9 protein-coding genes are annotated in these 14,784 nt (G+C 70.1%); 1 reads left to right on the top strand and 8 read right to left on the bottom strand.

The genetic code is table 11. From position 1 onward, the window contains the following. Nucleotides 1-134 precede the first annotated feature (134 nt). Nucleotides 135-1,247: a proteinase inhibitor gene (locus tag WME75_RS29980; RefSeq protein WP_437478207.1), complete on the bottom strand. Its 1,113-nt coding sequence runs from the start codon at nucleotides 1,245-1,247 to the stop codon at nucleotides 135-137. 316 nt (nucleotides 1,248-1,563) lie between these two features. Continuing rightward, on the bottom strand, nucleotides 1,564-2,697 hold the full coding sequence (locus WME75_RS29975; protein WP_437478204.1) for a hypothetical protein: 1,134 nt from the start codon (nucleotides 2,695-2,697) through the stop codon (nucleotides 1,564-1,566). Between the two features lie 461 nt (nucleotides 2,698-3,158). On the opposite strand from WME75_RS29975, the gene WME75_RS29970 reads away from it, so the two are divergent. After that, nucleotides 3,159-4,583, top strand: a complete 1,425-nt coding sequence (locus WME75_RS29970) for a peptide MFS transporter (protein ID WP_437478201.1) — start codon at nucleotides 3,159-3,161, stop codon at nucleotides 4,581-4,583. Between the two features lie 53 nt (nucleotides 4,584-4,636). On the opposite strand, the gene WME75_RS29965 is transcribed toward WME75_RS29970, so the two are convergent. The 6 genes from WME75_RS29965 to WME75_RS29940 form a co-directional block, all read right to left on the bottom strand. Further along, on the bottom strand, nucleotides 4,637-4,999 hold the full coding sequence (locus WME75_RS29965; protein ID WP_437478199.1) for an S-adenosylmethionine decarboxylase family protein: 363 nt from the start codon (nucleotides 4,997-4,999) through the stop codon (nucleotides 4,637-4,639). A gap of 112 nt (nucleotides 5,000-5,111) precedes the next feature. Then, on the bottom strand, nucleotides 5,112-8,807 hold the full coding sequence (locus WME75_RS29960; protein WP_437478197.1) for a response regulator: 3,696 nt from the start codon (nucleotides 8,805-8,807) through the stop codon (nucleotides 5,112-5,114). Nucleotides 8,808-8,863: 56 nt separating this feature from the next. Further along, nucleotides 8,864-9,910, bottom strand: coding sequence for a response regulator transcription factor (locus WME75_RS29955; protein ID WP_437478194.1), 1,047 nt, complete (start codon nucleotides 9,908-9,910; stop codon nucleotides 8,864-8,866). Then, a complete protein-coding gene (locus WME75_RS29950; protein WP_437478192.1) occupies nucleotides 9,907-10,281 on the bottom strand; it encodes a response regulator in 375 nt (124 codons plus the stop codon). The genes WME75_RS29955 and WME75_RS29950 overlap by 4 nt, the downstream gene beginning before the upstream one ends. Nucleotides 10,282-10,720: 439 nt before the next feature. Next, nucleotides 10,721-11,437, bottom strand: a complete 717-nt coding sequence (locus tag WME75_RS29945) for a hypothetical protein (RefSeq protein WP_437478190.1) — start codon at nucleotides 11,435-11,437, stop codon at nucleotides 10,721-10,723. Between the two features lie 349 nt (nucleotides 11,438-11,786). After that, a complete protein-coding gene (locus WME75_RS29940) occupies nucleotides 11,787-14,714 on the bottom strand; it encodes a 2-oxoglutarate dehydrogenase E1 component (RefSeq protein ID WP_437478187.1) in 2,928 nt (975 codons plus the stop codon). Between the last annotated feature and the right edge of the window lie 70 nt (nucleotides 14,715-14,784).

The raw sequence follows: 14,784 nt of genomic DNA, 5'->3' as shown, positions 1-14,784 counted from the left end.
CTCCTGGACCAGAAGGAGAGACCGCTGCAAACGACGCTCCTCCGCGCGGCGCTCGACGAGAGCCCGCCGAGCGGCCTGACCCGGCGCACGCTCATCGCGCTCGGCGTCACACCCACCGGTCGATCAGGCCGGCTTCAGGGCGAAGCCTCGAACAGGCACCGCGTGATCGGGATGGCGACGTCCGCCCACACGTACAGGTAGTATCTCGTGCCCGGGACGAGCTCCTCGGGGCTCCCGTCGGCGGGATAGCCCTGCTTCGTATCCGGTGGGACCTCGCCGTAGAGGATACCGCTCTTCACAGGCTCGCCGCTCGAGGGCACGTCGAGCCGCCAGATCGTCCCCTCGGGCAGGTCGAGGTTGGGCGGGGCGCCCGGGTTCTCGGCGTCCGCCGATAAGACATAGACGTAGCGGGCGTCGCCGCCGGTCCAGGTGATCTTGCCTGCGGCGTCCACGCCTTCCCCCGCCGCGCACGCGCTCGGCGTATAAAGGCTCTGCTGGTAGAGGGGCCCGCCGAACGGGGTCTGGTCCGCGAAATCCTCCTTCGTGAATCCGCGGCGCTGGAGCTCGCCCTCGAAGAACGCGACCATGCGCGCCGGATCGGTGGTGGGCAGGCCGGCGACGTCGCGGGAGAAGCCGTTGTTCTTGTCCGCCGGATAGGCGCCGAGCGCATCCGAGGAGACCCAGCCGGCGACCAGCGCGAGGCCCGCCGGATAGAAGCTGTCGGTCCAGACCGGCCCGGCCTCGATGTACCAGTTCGACGGCCCCGCGGCCGGCGCGGCCTCCTCCGAGTGACAGCACACGCACCCGCACGCCTCGGTCTGCTCCGTGACCCAGGCGAACTCGCCGAGCCATTGCGGGTCGGAGAGGCGTGGATCATCGCTCGGCGTCTTGTACTCCGAGGGAGGAGCGGGCCAGTACGGGCGCTGCGTGAGGACCGGCTCGCACGACGCGTAGTCGGTGAACAGGCGGCCGGGCTCGGTGCAGCCCGAGATCGCGCCGAACGTGCAGACCTTGCCGTCGCTCTGCCCGGCCGGCTCGCCGGCCATCGGGTCGACGCAGGCCTGCTCGGGCCATTGAAAGACGGCGCCGCCCGTGCCCACGCCGCCGGGCTCATCGGTCGCTGCCTCGGGTGCCCCCGATGTGGGCTTTCCCTCGGTCTCTTGACAGGCCCCCAGCCCTCCGAGGGCCGAGACGAGGAGCGCTGCGCCCAGCATCACGTGCGGTGAATGGAGGAGCTCTTGCTTCACGGTCGAATCTCCTGAACGTGGCCTTCGAACGAAGGGCGATTGTGGTTTAGATCACTATTCCGCGCGGCGCGCACTCAGATGTGTATCGTTTGTTCATGAATGTGCAATGATTGTCTAATCTTTTGCGAGGAACAAAGTGTTCTAGATCACATTACGGAGGTCGAAGGCGCGGCTCAGGGTGCTGGCAAGCTCGGCAATCACGGCGGTCCGAGGTGACGGACCGGCCGGCGTGAGCTCTCCACCCTTGACGCTCTCCATCCCCGACGCTCGACAGACCCTCCGCCGAGGCGCAGCGGCCCGCCGGCCCGACAGCCCCTCACCGGAACGCGCCGATACCGAACGAGAGACAGGGCTCTCCGTCGCGCACCGAGATCGCCGCGAGCTGCTTCTCGGGAGGGTACATGTACCCGAACAGCATGCACATCTCGTTGTCGCCGAGGCCGAAGGTGAGATCGTGGTCTGACGTGTTCCGGAACCTGCACGCGTACCGGAGGGAGTCGCCCTCCTCGAGCGCGATCGCCGGCCGGTAGACCTCGATGTCGCCCTCCAGGTCGAACGCCCCGCCCTCGTAGATGCGCGCCTCACCGCCGTCCTCGCGGACGACATCCACGTCGAAGGCCTCGGCGTAACGGTGCGTGTGGGGCATGAGGGAGACGATGTTTCCGCCGAACGTCGAGCACGCGGCGCCGACGGTCCGGGTGGCGCGCGGCGGGACGAGGAAGTCGTTGACGCTCATGACGAACGGCACGAGCTCTTCCGTGCGCTCCGACAGAGGCATGGTGAAGAAGTCGTAGGCGATCTCGACGAGCGCGGGCTCGGCCGACGCGTTGAGCAGGTGGACGCTCGTCGCGATCTCGCGGGACGTGTCGAGGGTGAAGCCCATCCCCTCCGGGAAGACGAGCGTCTCGTCGCCGACGACCTGGGTGGAGCTCGCGAAGAGGACGTCCGGGATGACCGCCGGCAGCGCGCCAAAGGGGTCGTCGGCGCCAGGATGGCAGTCCGGGTACGGGTTCGGCCCGAGCGATGGATTGACCGGCTTGGCGATGACGTTGCTGTGGTGCAGCCCGGCCGTCGTGTAGACGCGCGCCGCGTGGACGGTCTCGTTCACGAGGGCAGGGAAGGGCCATGAGAGGCAGAAGGTCGCCTCCTCGCCGGGCGCGAGGGTCCGCGGCGGCGCGATGATCCTGAAGCCGCTGCGCGGCGGCTCCGGCAGCGTGAGCCGGGTGGGCGGCTCGCCGAAGGCGACGACGTTGTCCCGGTCGATGCGCTCTTCAGGCTCGTAGCGGGCAGCAGGGTGGACACACCGCCCGCGAAAGAGCGCCTCGCCGGGAGCGCACGCCGCGGGCGGCGAGGGCTCGATCCCGGCGCAGGCCGGGAGGAGCAGAATCCAGAGGAGATTGTTCGAACGTGCTCTGTCCCTCGGGACGGAGCGGAGCTGGGGAGTTCGCATCACGGATCACCTGCGACCGGCGGCGCCTCACCGGAAGCCTCGAGTGTGGATCTCCCCTGCCGGAGGACAGGGACAGCACGCGGCCAGGGCGGATCCCGCGGCCCCCGTGACGCTCCCGGCACAACCGAGGACAGCGCGCGCCGGTGCTGCCCAGTCGCCGCGACCGCCGTCCCGCCGGGCGGCGTCAGCGCGACGGCCTCTCCGCCGGCGCGGCGGCCGCTCTGCCGGGGCCGGGCGACCCCAGCGCCTCCCGCCGGTCTGGAACGCCGGGTTGTCGCCACGGCGCCGCGGGGCCGCCCACGTGAACACCCTGTTCACCCGGCTCGACGCTGTGCGCAACAAGGGCGTGACGTGGGCGTCGCGGATCGTCTAGCATCCGCCCGCGAGGGGCATCACGCCCCACGATCCCCTGCATCGCCCGACGACCACGCAGCGTGGTCCCAGCTCGTGGAGAGACCGCATTGAGCGAGCAAGCAATCGAGCCCGCCCTCCCCGTCACCGCTTTCGAGAGGCGCTTCAAGCACCCGCCGGGGCTCGTGATCCTCTTCTTCGCGGAGATGTGGGAGCGCTTTTCCTATTACGGCATGCGCGGCCTCCTCAAGCTGTATATGGCGAACTACCTGTTCGTCACGGCGCGCGAGGCGTACCAGGGGTGCCGACAGCACGCGCCGCCGTGCGAGCTCGTCCATGGCGATCCGGCCTCGGTGTTCGGCTGGGAGTTCATCCGGGGCCTGCTCCCGAGCGCGCCAGGCGAGCAGGCGTCCGTGCTCTACGGGCTGTATACGGGCCTCGTCTACCTCACGCCGTTCTTCGGCGGCATCCTCGCCGACCGGGTGTGGGGCCAGCGCAAGACGGTGGTGATCGGCGGCGTCCTGATGGCCGTCGGACACTTCGTGATGGCGCTGGAGAACTCGTTCTTCCTCGCGCTGCTCCTGCTCATCCTCGGTAACGGCGCGTTCAAGCCCAACATCTCGACCCAGGTCGGCAGCCTGTACCCGAAGGGGGATCCTCGCCGCGACGGCGCCTTCACCATCTTCTACATGGGCATCAACCTCGGCGCCTTCATCAGCAACCTGGCGTGCGGCACGCTGGCCGCCGTCTACGGCTGGCACTACGGCTTCGCCGCCGCGGGCGTCGGGATGTGCCTTGGGCTCGTCGTCTACCTGATGGGGCAGAAGTACCTCGCCAAGGACAACCTGATGAAGGCGGCCGAGGGCACCGGCGAGGAGAAGCAGCCGCTCACGAGCGACGAGTGGAAGCGCGTCGGCGCGCTCGTGGCGCTCTGCGCCCTCAACATCGTCTTCTGGGCGGTCTACGAGCAGCAGGGCAACACGATGCAGAGCTGGGCTGACGAGAAGACGATATGGCCCAGCGTCCTCGGCTTCCAGCTCCCCTCGACGTGGTTCCAGTCGTGGAACCCGCTCTGCATCATCCTGTTCGCCCCGCTCCTCGACATCTTCTGGCGCTGGCAGGCGAGGCGGGGCACCGAGCCGACCAGCGTGTCCAAGATGGCGATCGGCTGCACCCTCCTCGGGGTGTCGTTCATCGTGATGATCCTCGGCGCGCAGGCCGTCGGCGACGGCAAGGGCAGCCTGTTCTGGCCGCTCTTCTGCACGCTGCTCCTCACCATCGGCGAGCTTTACCTGTCGCCCATCGGCCTGTCGCTCGTGACCAAGGTCTCGCCGGTGCGGATCGTCTCGATGATGATGGGCATGTGGTTCGTCTCGAGCTTCTTCGGCAACACGCTGAGCGGCTTCCTCGGCATCTTCTATGAGCGCTGGTCGAAGGACATGTTCTTCCTGATGCTCACCGTCCTCGGCATCGGCGCCGGCGCCGCGATGTTCGCGTTCAACAAGCCGCTCCGCCGGGTCATCGGCAATCAGTGAACCGGGCGGATCCCGGCGCGGCGGCGCCCCCGAGACGGGGGGCGCCGCCCGCGTCAGGGCGCCCGGGCCCCGCCGGGGTCGACGATCCGCTCGTCGAGCACCGCGAGCCGCCCCCCCGCGGGCAGCGCGCTCCCGATGGCGGCCACGGCGCGGCGGACGCTCTCCAGCGTGCTGCACGAGGCGACGTCGACGAAGAGCCGCCCCGACTCGGGCCAGGAGTGCAGCGCCACGTGCGACTCGCTGACGACCGCGCACGCGGTGATGCCCTGCGGCGAGAACGGGACGACCACCATCTCGAGCAGGGTGAACGACCCGGCGGCCACGGCCGCCTCCAGCACCCCGCGGAGCTCGGTCGGGCTGTTCAGGAAGTCGAAGGGACAGCCTTCAAAGTGAGCGAGGGCGACGTACAACCGCATCGGTGGGCAGGGCGCGCAGCGGCGGCGCCGCGCTGGCTGGGCAGAATAGCCGAGGCCGGGCGGCGCGGGACCGGAATCGGAGCGGCCCGAGCCGCGGAGCGCGCCGGCGAGCTCACGCCGCGGGCGCTCCGGCCGGCGCTGGCGCCCGGGAGGCGCCGGCCCGCGCCGCGGCCTCGACGCAGACACGGACCTCCTCCAGCAGCTCCTGGAGGCCGAGCTGGCCCTTCTGGAACACCCGCTCCGTGCCCATCCGGAGCCGCGCGCGATCCTCGTCCGTGAGCTCCTTGGCGGTGAGCACGATGAGCGGCATCCGGCGCCAGTGCTCGTGGAGGCGCAGCCGCTCGATCAGCTCGAACCCGTCCATCTCCGGCATCATCAGATCGACGATGGCCGCGTCCGGAGCCTCCGTGTCGGTGGCCAGGAGATCGAGCGCGAGCCGCCCGTTCGCCGCCGACAGCGCGTCGCAGCCCGACCGGCGCAGCATCCCCTCGAGCACCTCCCGGCTCGGCGCGTCGTCCTCGACCACCAGGACGCGCGGGCTGCGCCCGCTCCGGAGCGCGCAGCGCGCGAGGGCGCGCTCCAGGGCCTCGCGCTCCACCGGCTTCGTGATGTAGTCCGCGGCGCCGAGCGAATACCCGATGCCCCGCTCCTCGACGATCGAGATGACGATCACGGGGATCGACGCGAGCGCCGGGGTCGACTTGAGCGCCGAGAGCACCCGCCAGCCGTCCATCTCGGGCATCAGGAGATCGAGCGTGATCACATCGGGAAACAGCGTGCCGGCGAGGCGCAGCCCCTCTTTCCCGCCCGGCGCGAGCGCCACGTGGTGGCCGAGCGCCTCGATGTGCCGCTTGAGCAGGTCGCGCACCGTGACGTCGTCATCCACCACGAGGACGAGCCGCTGCACGTCCCCTTGACCCGGTGTCCACGCCTCGACGCCGGCGCGGCCGTGGCCGTCCAGCGCGCCGTTCCGCGCAGCGGCCTCGTCGGCTGCCGCCGCGAGCGGCAGCCGCACGCTGAACGTGGAGCCTTTGCCGGGCTCGCTCGTCACGTCGATGGCGCCGCCCATGAGCTCGACAAGCCGCTTCGTGAGCATGAGGCCCAGCCCGGTGCCGCCGTACCTGCGCGACGTCGACGAGTCGGCCTGGACGAACGGCTGGAACAGCCGCTTCAGCTGCTCCTCCGTCATCCCGATGCCCTCGTCCTCGATCTGCAGGTGCAGCGTCGGCCGGCCGGACCCGCCCTCGACCGCGACCCGCACCCGCACGGCGCCGTCGGCGGTGAACTTCGCCGCGTTGCTGAGCAGATTGTAGAGGATCTGCCGCGTCCTCCGCGGGTCGGCGTGCAGGGTGATCGCGCCGTCGGGGCGGTGGATCGAGAGCGTGTTCCGGTGCTGCGCGACCAGCGGGCGCACGGTCGAGGTCACCTCGTCGAGCAGGGTTTGGACGTCGAAGGACTCGGGGTGGAGCTCCATCCGGCTCGCCTCGATCTTCGACATGTCGAGGACGTCGTTGATGAGGCCGAGGAGGTGGGTGCCGGCCTGATGGATCTTCTTCAGGTCCGACACGAACGCGTGGTTGCCGAGGTCGGTCGCGTCCTCCTGGAGCATCTCGCTGTAGCCGAGGATCGCGTTGAGCGGCGTCCGCAGCTCGTGGCTCATGTTGGCGACGAACTGGCTCTTCGCCAGGTTCGCGCGCTCGGCCGCCCTCGCCATGGCCTCGGCGTGCGTCTTGGCCTCGGAGAGCTGCCGGTTCACGACCTCGGCCCTCTCCATCGCCTGGGACAGCGCCCGCTCCGTCTCCTTGTGCAGGGCGATCTCCTGCTGCAGCTGCTCGTTCTGCCGATCCAGCTCCTCCTCGACGAGCTCCCGGCTCTCCCAGGAGAGGACGAGCCACCACGCGCCGACGCCGATGAGGACCACGACCGCCGAATAGAGCTTGATGAACGCGGCGAGGACCTCCGGCCGCGCCTCGGGGGTCAGAGCAGCGCTCCAGTAGAACAGCCAGAAGAGCGCCCCGACGACGCCGGCCATGGCGAGGAACACGAGCGCGAAGCGCAGGAGCCGCGACGAGAGCCGCGCCGACAGCCGCTCCGCCACGAAGGCGCGGAGCGCCGTCGCCCGGCGCGCGTCGACCCCGGCCCGCGGCGTCTTGCAGACGTCGTGGCAGCGCGCGTCCAGCGTGCAGCAGAGCGAGCAGATCGCCCCCTCGTACACGGGGCAGTACGCCATGTCCTGCGGCTCATAGCCGTGCTCGCAGACGCAGCACTGCGCGATACCCTGGTCCTTGTCGTTCGAGAAATGGGTGTTATGGCGGGCGATGTAATACTTGCCCTTGGTGAGCCAGGCGATGGCGGGGGACAGCGCGAACGCGAGGCCGAGCGCGATGAACGAGGAGTACGCCGCGGCGACGGGGCCGAACACCCCGGCGAAGCAGAGCATGGACGCCGCGGCGCCCACGCCCATCGCGCCGACCCCCACCGGGTTCACGTTGTAGAGGTGCGCCCGCTTGAACTCGATGTACCGCGGGCTCAGCCCAAGGGGCTTGTTGACGACGAGGTCGGCCACGATCGCGCCGATCCACGCGATCGCGACGCTGGAGTAGATCGCGAGCACCTTCTCGAGGGTCTGAAAGACCCCGAACATCATGAGGAGGAGCGCGATCGCGACGTTGAACACGAGCCACACGACGCGGCCGGGGTGGCGGTGCGTGAGCCGCGAGAAGAAGTTCGACCACGCGAGCGACCCGGCATAGGCGTTGGTCACGTTGATCTTGAGCTGCGAGACGACGACGAACGCCATCGCCACGAGGAGGACCACGCTCCGGTTCGAGAAGACGTGCTCGTAGCCGGCCAGGTACATCACCACCGGCCGGAGCGCCGCGTCCATGCTCGAGCCCTGCCTCACCGCGAGCGACGCGAGGAAGGCGCCGGCCAGCTGCTTGGCGCCGCCGAGGAGGATCCACCCCGGGCCCGCGAGGATCAGCGCGATCCACCACAGGCGGCGGTTCGATCTCGTCCTGTCCGGCATGAACCGCAGGTAGTCGACCTGCTCGCCGATCTGCACGATGAGGGAGAAGCTCACGTTGGCCGCGAGGCCGAAGAGGAGCGGGTCGAACGCGTTGCCGCTCGGCGACCTGCCGGCAAAGCTGGTCCAGCCGGACAGCGCCTCCGGGTCCTTCTGGAGCACGAAGACGAACGGCAGCGCCATGAGCACGAGCCACAGCGGCTGGGTCCAGAGCTGGAACTTGTTGATCAGGGTCACGCCATAGAGCACGAGCGGGATGATCACCGCCGAGCACACGAGGTACCCGGGCACGAGCGGCAGCCCGAAGTAGAGCTCGAGGGCCTGCGCCATGATGGCGGCCTCGAGGGCGAAGAAGATGAACGTGAACGACGCGTAGATGATCGACGTGATCGTCGAGCCGATGTAACCGAACCCGGCGCCTCGCGTCAGGAGGTCCATGTCGAGGTTGTAGGTCGCCGAGTAGTAGGTGATCGGCAGGCCCGTGAGGAAGATGACGGCGCTGCAGACAAGGATCGCCCAGAGCGAGTTCGTGAATCCGTAACTGACGATCAGCGAGCCGCCGATGGCCTCCAGCGCCAGGAACGAGATGCCGCCGAGCGCCGTGTTGGCGAGGAGCGCCGGGGACCACTTCCGGAACGACCTCGGCGCGTAGCGGAGGGAGTAGTCCTCCATGGTCTCGTTGGCGACCCAGCTGTTGTATTCGCGCCTCTCCCTGACGATGTTGTGGATGACCTGCATGGCCTGCCGCTCCGCGCCGCCGCGGCACGCCGCGGCCAGGCGCACTTGTGTTCACGGACCCTCGCCCCGCGACGCGCCCCGGCCGGAGCGGTCCCCCTCGCTCAGCCCCCGCCCTGCTCGTTCGCGGCGCCCCGCGCCGCGCGCTGCGCCTCGTCCGCGCGCGCCCGGTGCTCCCGGAGCAGCGTGACATACGCCTCCTCGCACTGCCTGAGCCGCTTGAGCTCGAGACAGGCGCGGATGCGCGCCTGGAGCAGGACCATGTTGAACGGCTTGGTCACGTAGTCCTCGGCGCCGCACTCGATGCCGCGCGCCACGTCGCCGAGCTTGTCGGACGCGGAGAGCAGGACCACCGGCGCGAAGCCGAGGCGCCCCTCGCCCCTCAGCTTCTCCAGGACCTCGAGGCCGTTCAGGTCCGGCATGACGAGATCGAGCAGGATCAAGTCATAGTCGTTCTCGCGGATGAGCTGCAGCGCCGTGCGCCCCCCGGGCGCCTGGTCCACCTCGTACCCCCGCCGCTCGAGGCACGAGGTCAGCATGTCGCGGTTCATGGAGTTGTCGTCCACGATGAGCAGGCGCCCTCCGATGCCCCCGGCCCTGGTCTGGGGGAGCAGCGCAGGAGGGGGAGGCTCGTCCTGGCCGAGCGGCAGCCCGAGCCACGGGGCCTTCGGGAGGCCGCTCTGCGAGTACCCCGCGATGAGGTTGCGCAGCATCACCCCCGCCGCCTGGATCCTGCAGAGGATGGGGATCAACGCGAAGCGCTCCTCGCGCTCGAACCGCGAGAGCAGCTCCGCGCAGAGAGGCTCGATCTTGCTCGTGTGCGGCTCGGTGGCGGCGTTGAGCTCGCGCAGGCTGCAGAGCAGCGCCTGCGAGTCGCGGCTGCCGAGGGCCTCCTCCGAGATGCGCTCGTCGACCTGGGTGAGCACGAAGGCCCCGATGCCCCGGAGCCCGTTGAGCGCGTCGAACGTGCTCGTCGGCGCGTCGAGGGGCAGGCACTCCAGGAGGTGGTCGCCGTAGCCCACGATCGCGGTGAGCGACGTGTGGAGCTCGTGGCGGAGGTGCGCGACGAGCGATCTCCAGAGCTCCTGTCGGCCAGGCCTGTCGCTCACCGCGGCGCCGCGCCCGGCGAGGGGATCGGCCGGGCGCTTCACGGCGACTCCCGGCCGAGCAGCGTCTGGATCTTCGCGTCGAGGCGCTCGATCTCGACGGGCTTGATGTCGTAGTCGTCGCCTCCCGCCTCGATGGCCTGCTCTCTGTCGCTGGTCATCGCGTGGGCGGTGAGGACGATGATGGGAATGTCCCTGGTGCGCGTGTCTCCCTTGAGCCGACGGGTGGCCTCGAGGCCGTCGATGTTGGGCAAGCCGACGTCCATGAGGATCAGCTGCGGCCGCCTGGCCCGCGCCATCTCCACCCCCGACTCGCCGTCCACGGCGGTCACCACGGCGTATCCACGGCGAAGCAGGCGTCGCGATAACATGTCACGGTTCATCTCGTTGTCTTCGACGAGGAGAATGGTGGTCATGAGGTGGCCCCCTTGAAAGCAAGATCCCGCATCGCCCCGCCCGATGACGAACGCGGCCGCCGTCACGCCGACGCGCGCCAGGAGGTGGCGCCCCGCGCTGCCCGCGAGCGCCGCGTCGGCAGACCGCTATTCCGCCTTCAAGAGCTCCCGAGCGGTCGTGTCCCCCGTCAGCGCCGCCTTCGTCGAGTCGATGTCTCGTACGTTACGGTATCGGTTTTTGAGGGTCCATAGAAATCGTTGTTTGCTCCGTCACGAATGTGCTTCTCCGAGAGCGGGTGTCGTGTCCTCGGTTGGCGCCTCTCCCGGACGGGGAGCTACGTTGTGTCCAGCACGTGTCGAGCGGTGACGGGGAGAGCGGCGCGGCCGCGAGATGGCCTGTCGCAGGTGGGAGGAGTCGATTCAGGACGTACGCTGCCGGCGCGCGCCGGTCCCCGGGCGCTCAGCGCCGCGCGATCTCGACGATCTCGCGCACGCGCTGGCCGCCGATGTCGAAGCGCCCCTCGAGCCCCGCGAACACGAAGCTGTTCACGCGGCTGCCCCGGATCTCGCGGGCGGCGCTCGCGCCCCCGGCGCGCTCCAGGAGGAACATGTCGAGCCCGCCGCCGATGGATGGGCCGAGCGCGACGCTGTCCGACATGCGGACGTCGATCACCGCGCCGAGGCGCGCGAGCTCGACGCCGTGGGTGAGCGTGTCGCGCTGCCGGCCCGGCGCCGCGGACCAGAGGGCCCGGTAGCCGCTGCCCAGCGAGATCACCGGGTCGATGCGCTCGAACGGCGCGAGGTGAAACCGCGCCTCCACGCCCGCCGTGAGGCCGCGGACGTCGGTCTCGCGCCGGTCCGGGCCCATGGCCATGTACTGCTCGTAGCTCGACGTCAGGCCGAGGCCGAGCTTCGGCGTCGCGCGGTAGCCGAGCTTCACGGCCACGCCGGCGCCGGGGCCCGACACGTCGCGAAGGCGCCGCTCGCTCGCGATGTGGCCGAACCCCTGCGTGTATCCGGCGCCGACCCCGAGCTCGAGCGCGTTGCTCGGCGCCCTGAGCGGCGAGCTCAGGTAGCTCGGCGGGATCTCGCCCCCGAAATCCTGCGCCGAGGCGGCGCGCGCGCAGAGCACGCCGAGCGCGCCCGCGACGACCACGAACCCCGTGTTTGCCTTCATTGCGGATCCTCCTCGTTCGCGGCGCCACGAGGCGGCGGAGCCGATCCGCGATCCGCGCTCCATGCTGCGCGACCTGCGCCGCGCGACCCGCCCGGGGACGCCGCTCGCCGGGGCGCGAGCATCGCGTGTGCCACGGGGCGGCGCGCACCGCCTTCTCGGTCGCGGACGGGCGGCGCGGCGGCGCGAGAGGCCGCCCCGCCGCTCACCCCACGACGCCGCCACAGGGCCGCGGGCGTACCAGCTCGCCCTCGCGCGGCTCTTCAGCCGCCGGAGCCCCTTGTCGTTCGCAGGCCCGCCCCGAAGCCGCGGCGCTGCGGCGCCTACCTGTCCCGCAGGCTCGCCGCTTCGCTCAGCTCCTGCCCCCGACGAACGCCTCGTCCATCAGCATCTTCTGCTCGAGGAGGTGGCTCGCGCGCGAGCCGGTCGCGGGGCTCGCGCTCGGCGATCGGCTCACGCACGAGAGCGGCAGCCGGTCGCCGATGCGCTGCCGGAGCACCGCGAGGATGTAATACCAGGCCCCGTAGTTGCGCGGCTCCTCCTGCACCCACACGAGCGGCGTGCCGTCCTTGTAGGGCGCGAGCGCGTTCACGATCTCCTCGTTGAGCGGGAACAGCTGCTCCAGCCGCAGGATCGCCACGTCCTTGAGCCCGCGCGTCTCCCGCGCGAGCGCGAGGTCGTAGTAGACCTTGCCCGAGCAGAGCAGGACCCGCTTCACGTCGGCGGGATCGACCCCGCTCGTGTCGGGCAGCACGCGGTGGAACTTGCCCTCGGCGAGGTCCTTGATCGTCGACACCGGCCGGTGCGGGCCCTTCGACGTCGCCGGGACGCGCAGCAGGCTCTTCGGCGTCGCGATGATGAGCGGCTTGCGCCACGGCCGGTGCACCTGCCGCCGCAGCACGTGGAACAGCTGCGCCGGCGTCGTCAGGTTGCACACCTGGATGTTGTCCTCGGCGCTGTTCTGCAGGCAGCGCTCGATGCGCGCGCTCGAGTGCTCCGGCCCCTGGCCCTCGTAGCCGTGCGGCAGGTAGAGCACGATGCCGCTCAGGCGGTGCCACTTGTCCTCGCTCGACGTGAGGAACTGATCGACGATGACCTGCGCGCCGTTGAGGAAGTCGCCGAACTGCGCCTCCCAGATGACGAGCCCGTCCGGGTAGTCGAGGCTGTAGCCGAAGTCGAAGCCGAGCACCCCCGCCTCGCTGAGCGGGCTGTTGAACGCCTCGAAGCGGCCCGGCGCCTCGGCCACGTGCGACAGCGGCGCGTAGCGCGTGCTCGTCTCCACGTCGCGCAGCACCGCGTGCCGGTGGCTGAAGGTGCCGCGCTGCACGTCCTGCCCGGAGAGCCGCACCGGCGTCTTCTCGGCGAGCAGCGTCGCGTAGGCGAGCATCTCGCCCGTGCCCCAGTCGAACGGCTCGCCGGCGACGAGCCGATCGTGCCGCAGCTTGAGCGTCGGCAGCACCTTCGGGTGCGCCTTGAAGCCCTGGGGCAGCTCGAGGAGCCGCTCCGACAGCGCGATGAGCTTCTCGGCCGGCACGTTCGTCGGCACGTCCGGCGTCGCGTGATCGGCGCCGCCGCGGTAGTGCGACCACACGCCGCCCATCGAGTAGAGCACCGGCGCGAAGCCCTTCTGCTTCACCTCGTCGAGCGCGGCGGCGAGCGCCTCGCGGCGCCGCACGACGATCTCCTCGGCCTTCTCCTCGGTGATCTGCCCGAGCTCCATGAGGCGCCGGACGTAGACCTGCCGCACGGTCGGCTTCTTGTCGATCGCGGCGTACATCCGCGGCTGCGTGTAGCGCGGCTCGTCGCCCTCGTTGTGGCCGTACCGCCGGTAGCAGTACATGTCGATGACCACGTCCGAGCCGAAGCGCGCGCGGTAGTCGATCGCGAGCTGCGCGACGTGGGCGACCGCCTCCGGGTCCTCGCCGTTCACGTGGAACACCGGGACCTTGAGCATCCGGGTGATGTCGGACGCGTAGCGGGTCGAGCGCCCCTCCATCGGATCGGTCGTGAAGCCGACCTGGTTGTTCACGATGACGTGGACCGTGCCGGCGGTCGTGTAGCCGGGGAGGTTCATCATGTTGAGCGTCTCGGCGACGACGCCCTGCCCGATGAACGCCGCGTCGCCGTGGATGAGCAGCGGCATCACGCGGCGGCGCGCGTCGGGGGCGCCGTCGGCGAGCCGCCGGTCCTGCTTCGCGCGGACGCGCCCCTGCACGACGGGGTTCACGAACTCGAGGTGGCTCGGGTTGAACGTGAGCGTGAGGTGGACGTTGCGCCCGTTCTCGAGCGCCCGGTCGGTCGAGTAGCCGAGGTGGTACTTGACGTCGCCGCTGCCGAGGTGGCGCTCCGCCTCCTTGTCCTCGAAGGCCGCGAAGATCTCGCGCAGGCTCTTGTCCATGATGTTCGCGAGGACGTTGAGCCGGCCGCGGTGCGCCATGCCGACCACGATCTCGTCGACCTCGTGCGACCCCGCGCGCTCGATGATGAGGTCGAGCAGCGGGATGAGGCTCTCGGCGCCCTCCAGCGAGAAGCGCTTCGTCCCCGCCTCGTAGGACTTGTGGATGAACTGCTCGAAGATCTCGGCGTCGGAGAGCTTCGTCAGGATCCGGAGCTGCTTCTGGCGGTCGAGCGTCAGGCGGTTGCGCGTCGACTCCATCTGCTGCTGGAGCCACTGGCGCGCCTCGGGCTCCTCGATGAACGTGAACTCGACGCCGATCGAGCGGCAGTACGTCTCCTCGAGCCGGCGGATGATCTCGCGCAGCGTGAGGACGGGCGGCACGCCGGCGAGGTCGGTCGTCGGGAAGGCCAGGTCGAGGTCCTCGACGCGGAGCCCGAAGTTCGTCAGGTCGAGCTCGGGCGGCGTGGCGGGCGGCAGGCCGAGCGGGTCGACGTGCGCGAAGAGGTGGCCGCGCACGCGGTAGGCGTTCACGAGGGCGTACACGCGCGCCTTGAGCGCGGCCTCCGCGAGCACCTTCAGATCGCGCGACGTCTCGAGCGAGGTCGGGTGCTCGCTGAGCGTCTGCGCGAACGCGGCCTCCAGCGTCTTCGCGGCCTCGCCGTTCGTCTTGCCGTGCCCGTTCCCGGGCGCCGTCGACGGCCGCAGCACGTGAGGCTGGATGGATGGCAGCGCGGCGGGAGCGGGCAGCCTGATGGGCGCCGCCCCGCCGTTCTTGCTCTCGAAGAACGAGCGCCAGCCAGGGTCTACCGACTCGGGGTTCTCGAGGTACTGAGCATAGAGCTCCTCGACGAGCCCTGCATTGATTCCGAAATCAAGCTGCATCGTGTTCGTCGTGCAAATAACGCGGGTCGGGGCGGCACGCTAGAGTCGTTTTCCGATGGCTCCGGCGCAT

This window comes from Sorangium sp. So ce1014 (assembly GCF_051521505.1).
GTDB lineage: Bacteria > Myxococcota_A > Polyangia > Polyangiales > Polyangiaceae > Sorangium.
The sequence above is the reverse complement of the archived record's forward strand: the minus strand, read 5'-3'. Positions and strand labels throughout refer to the sequence as shown.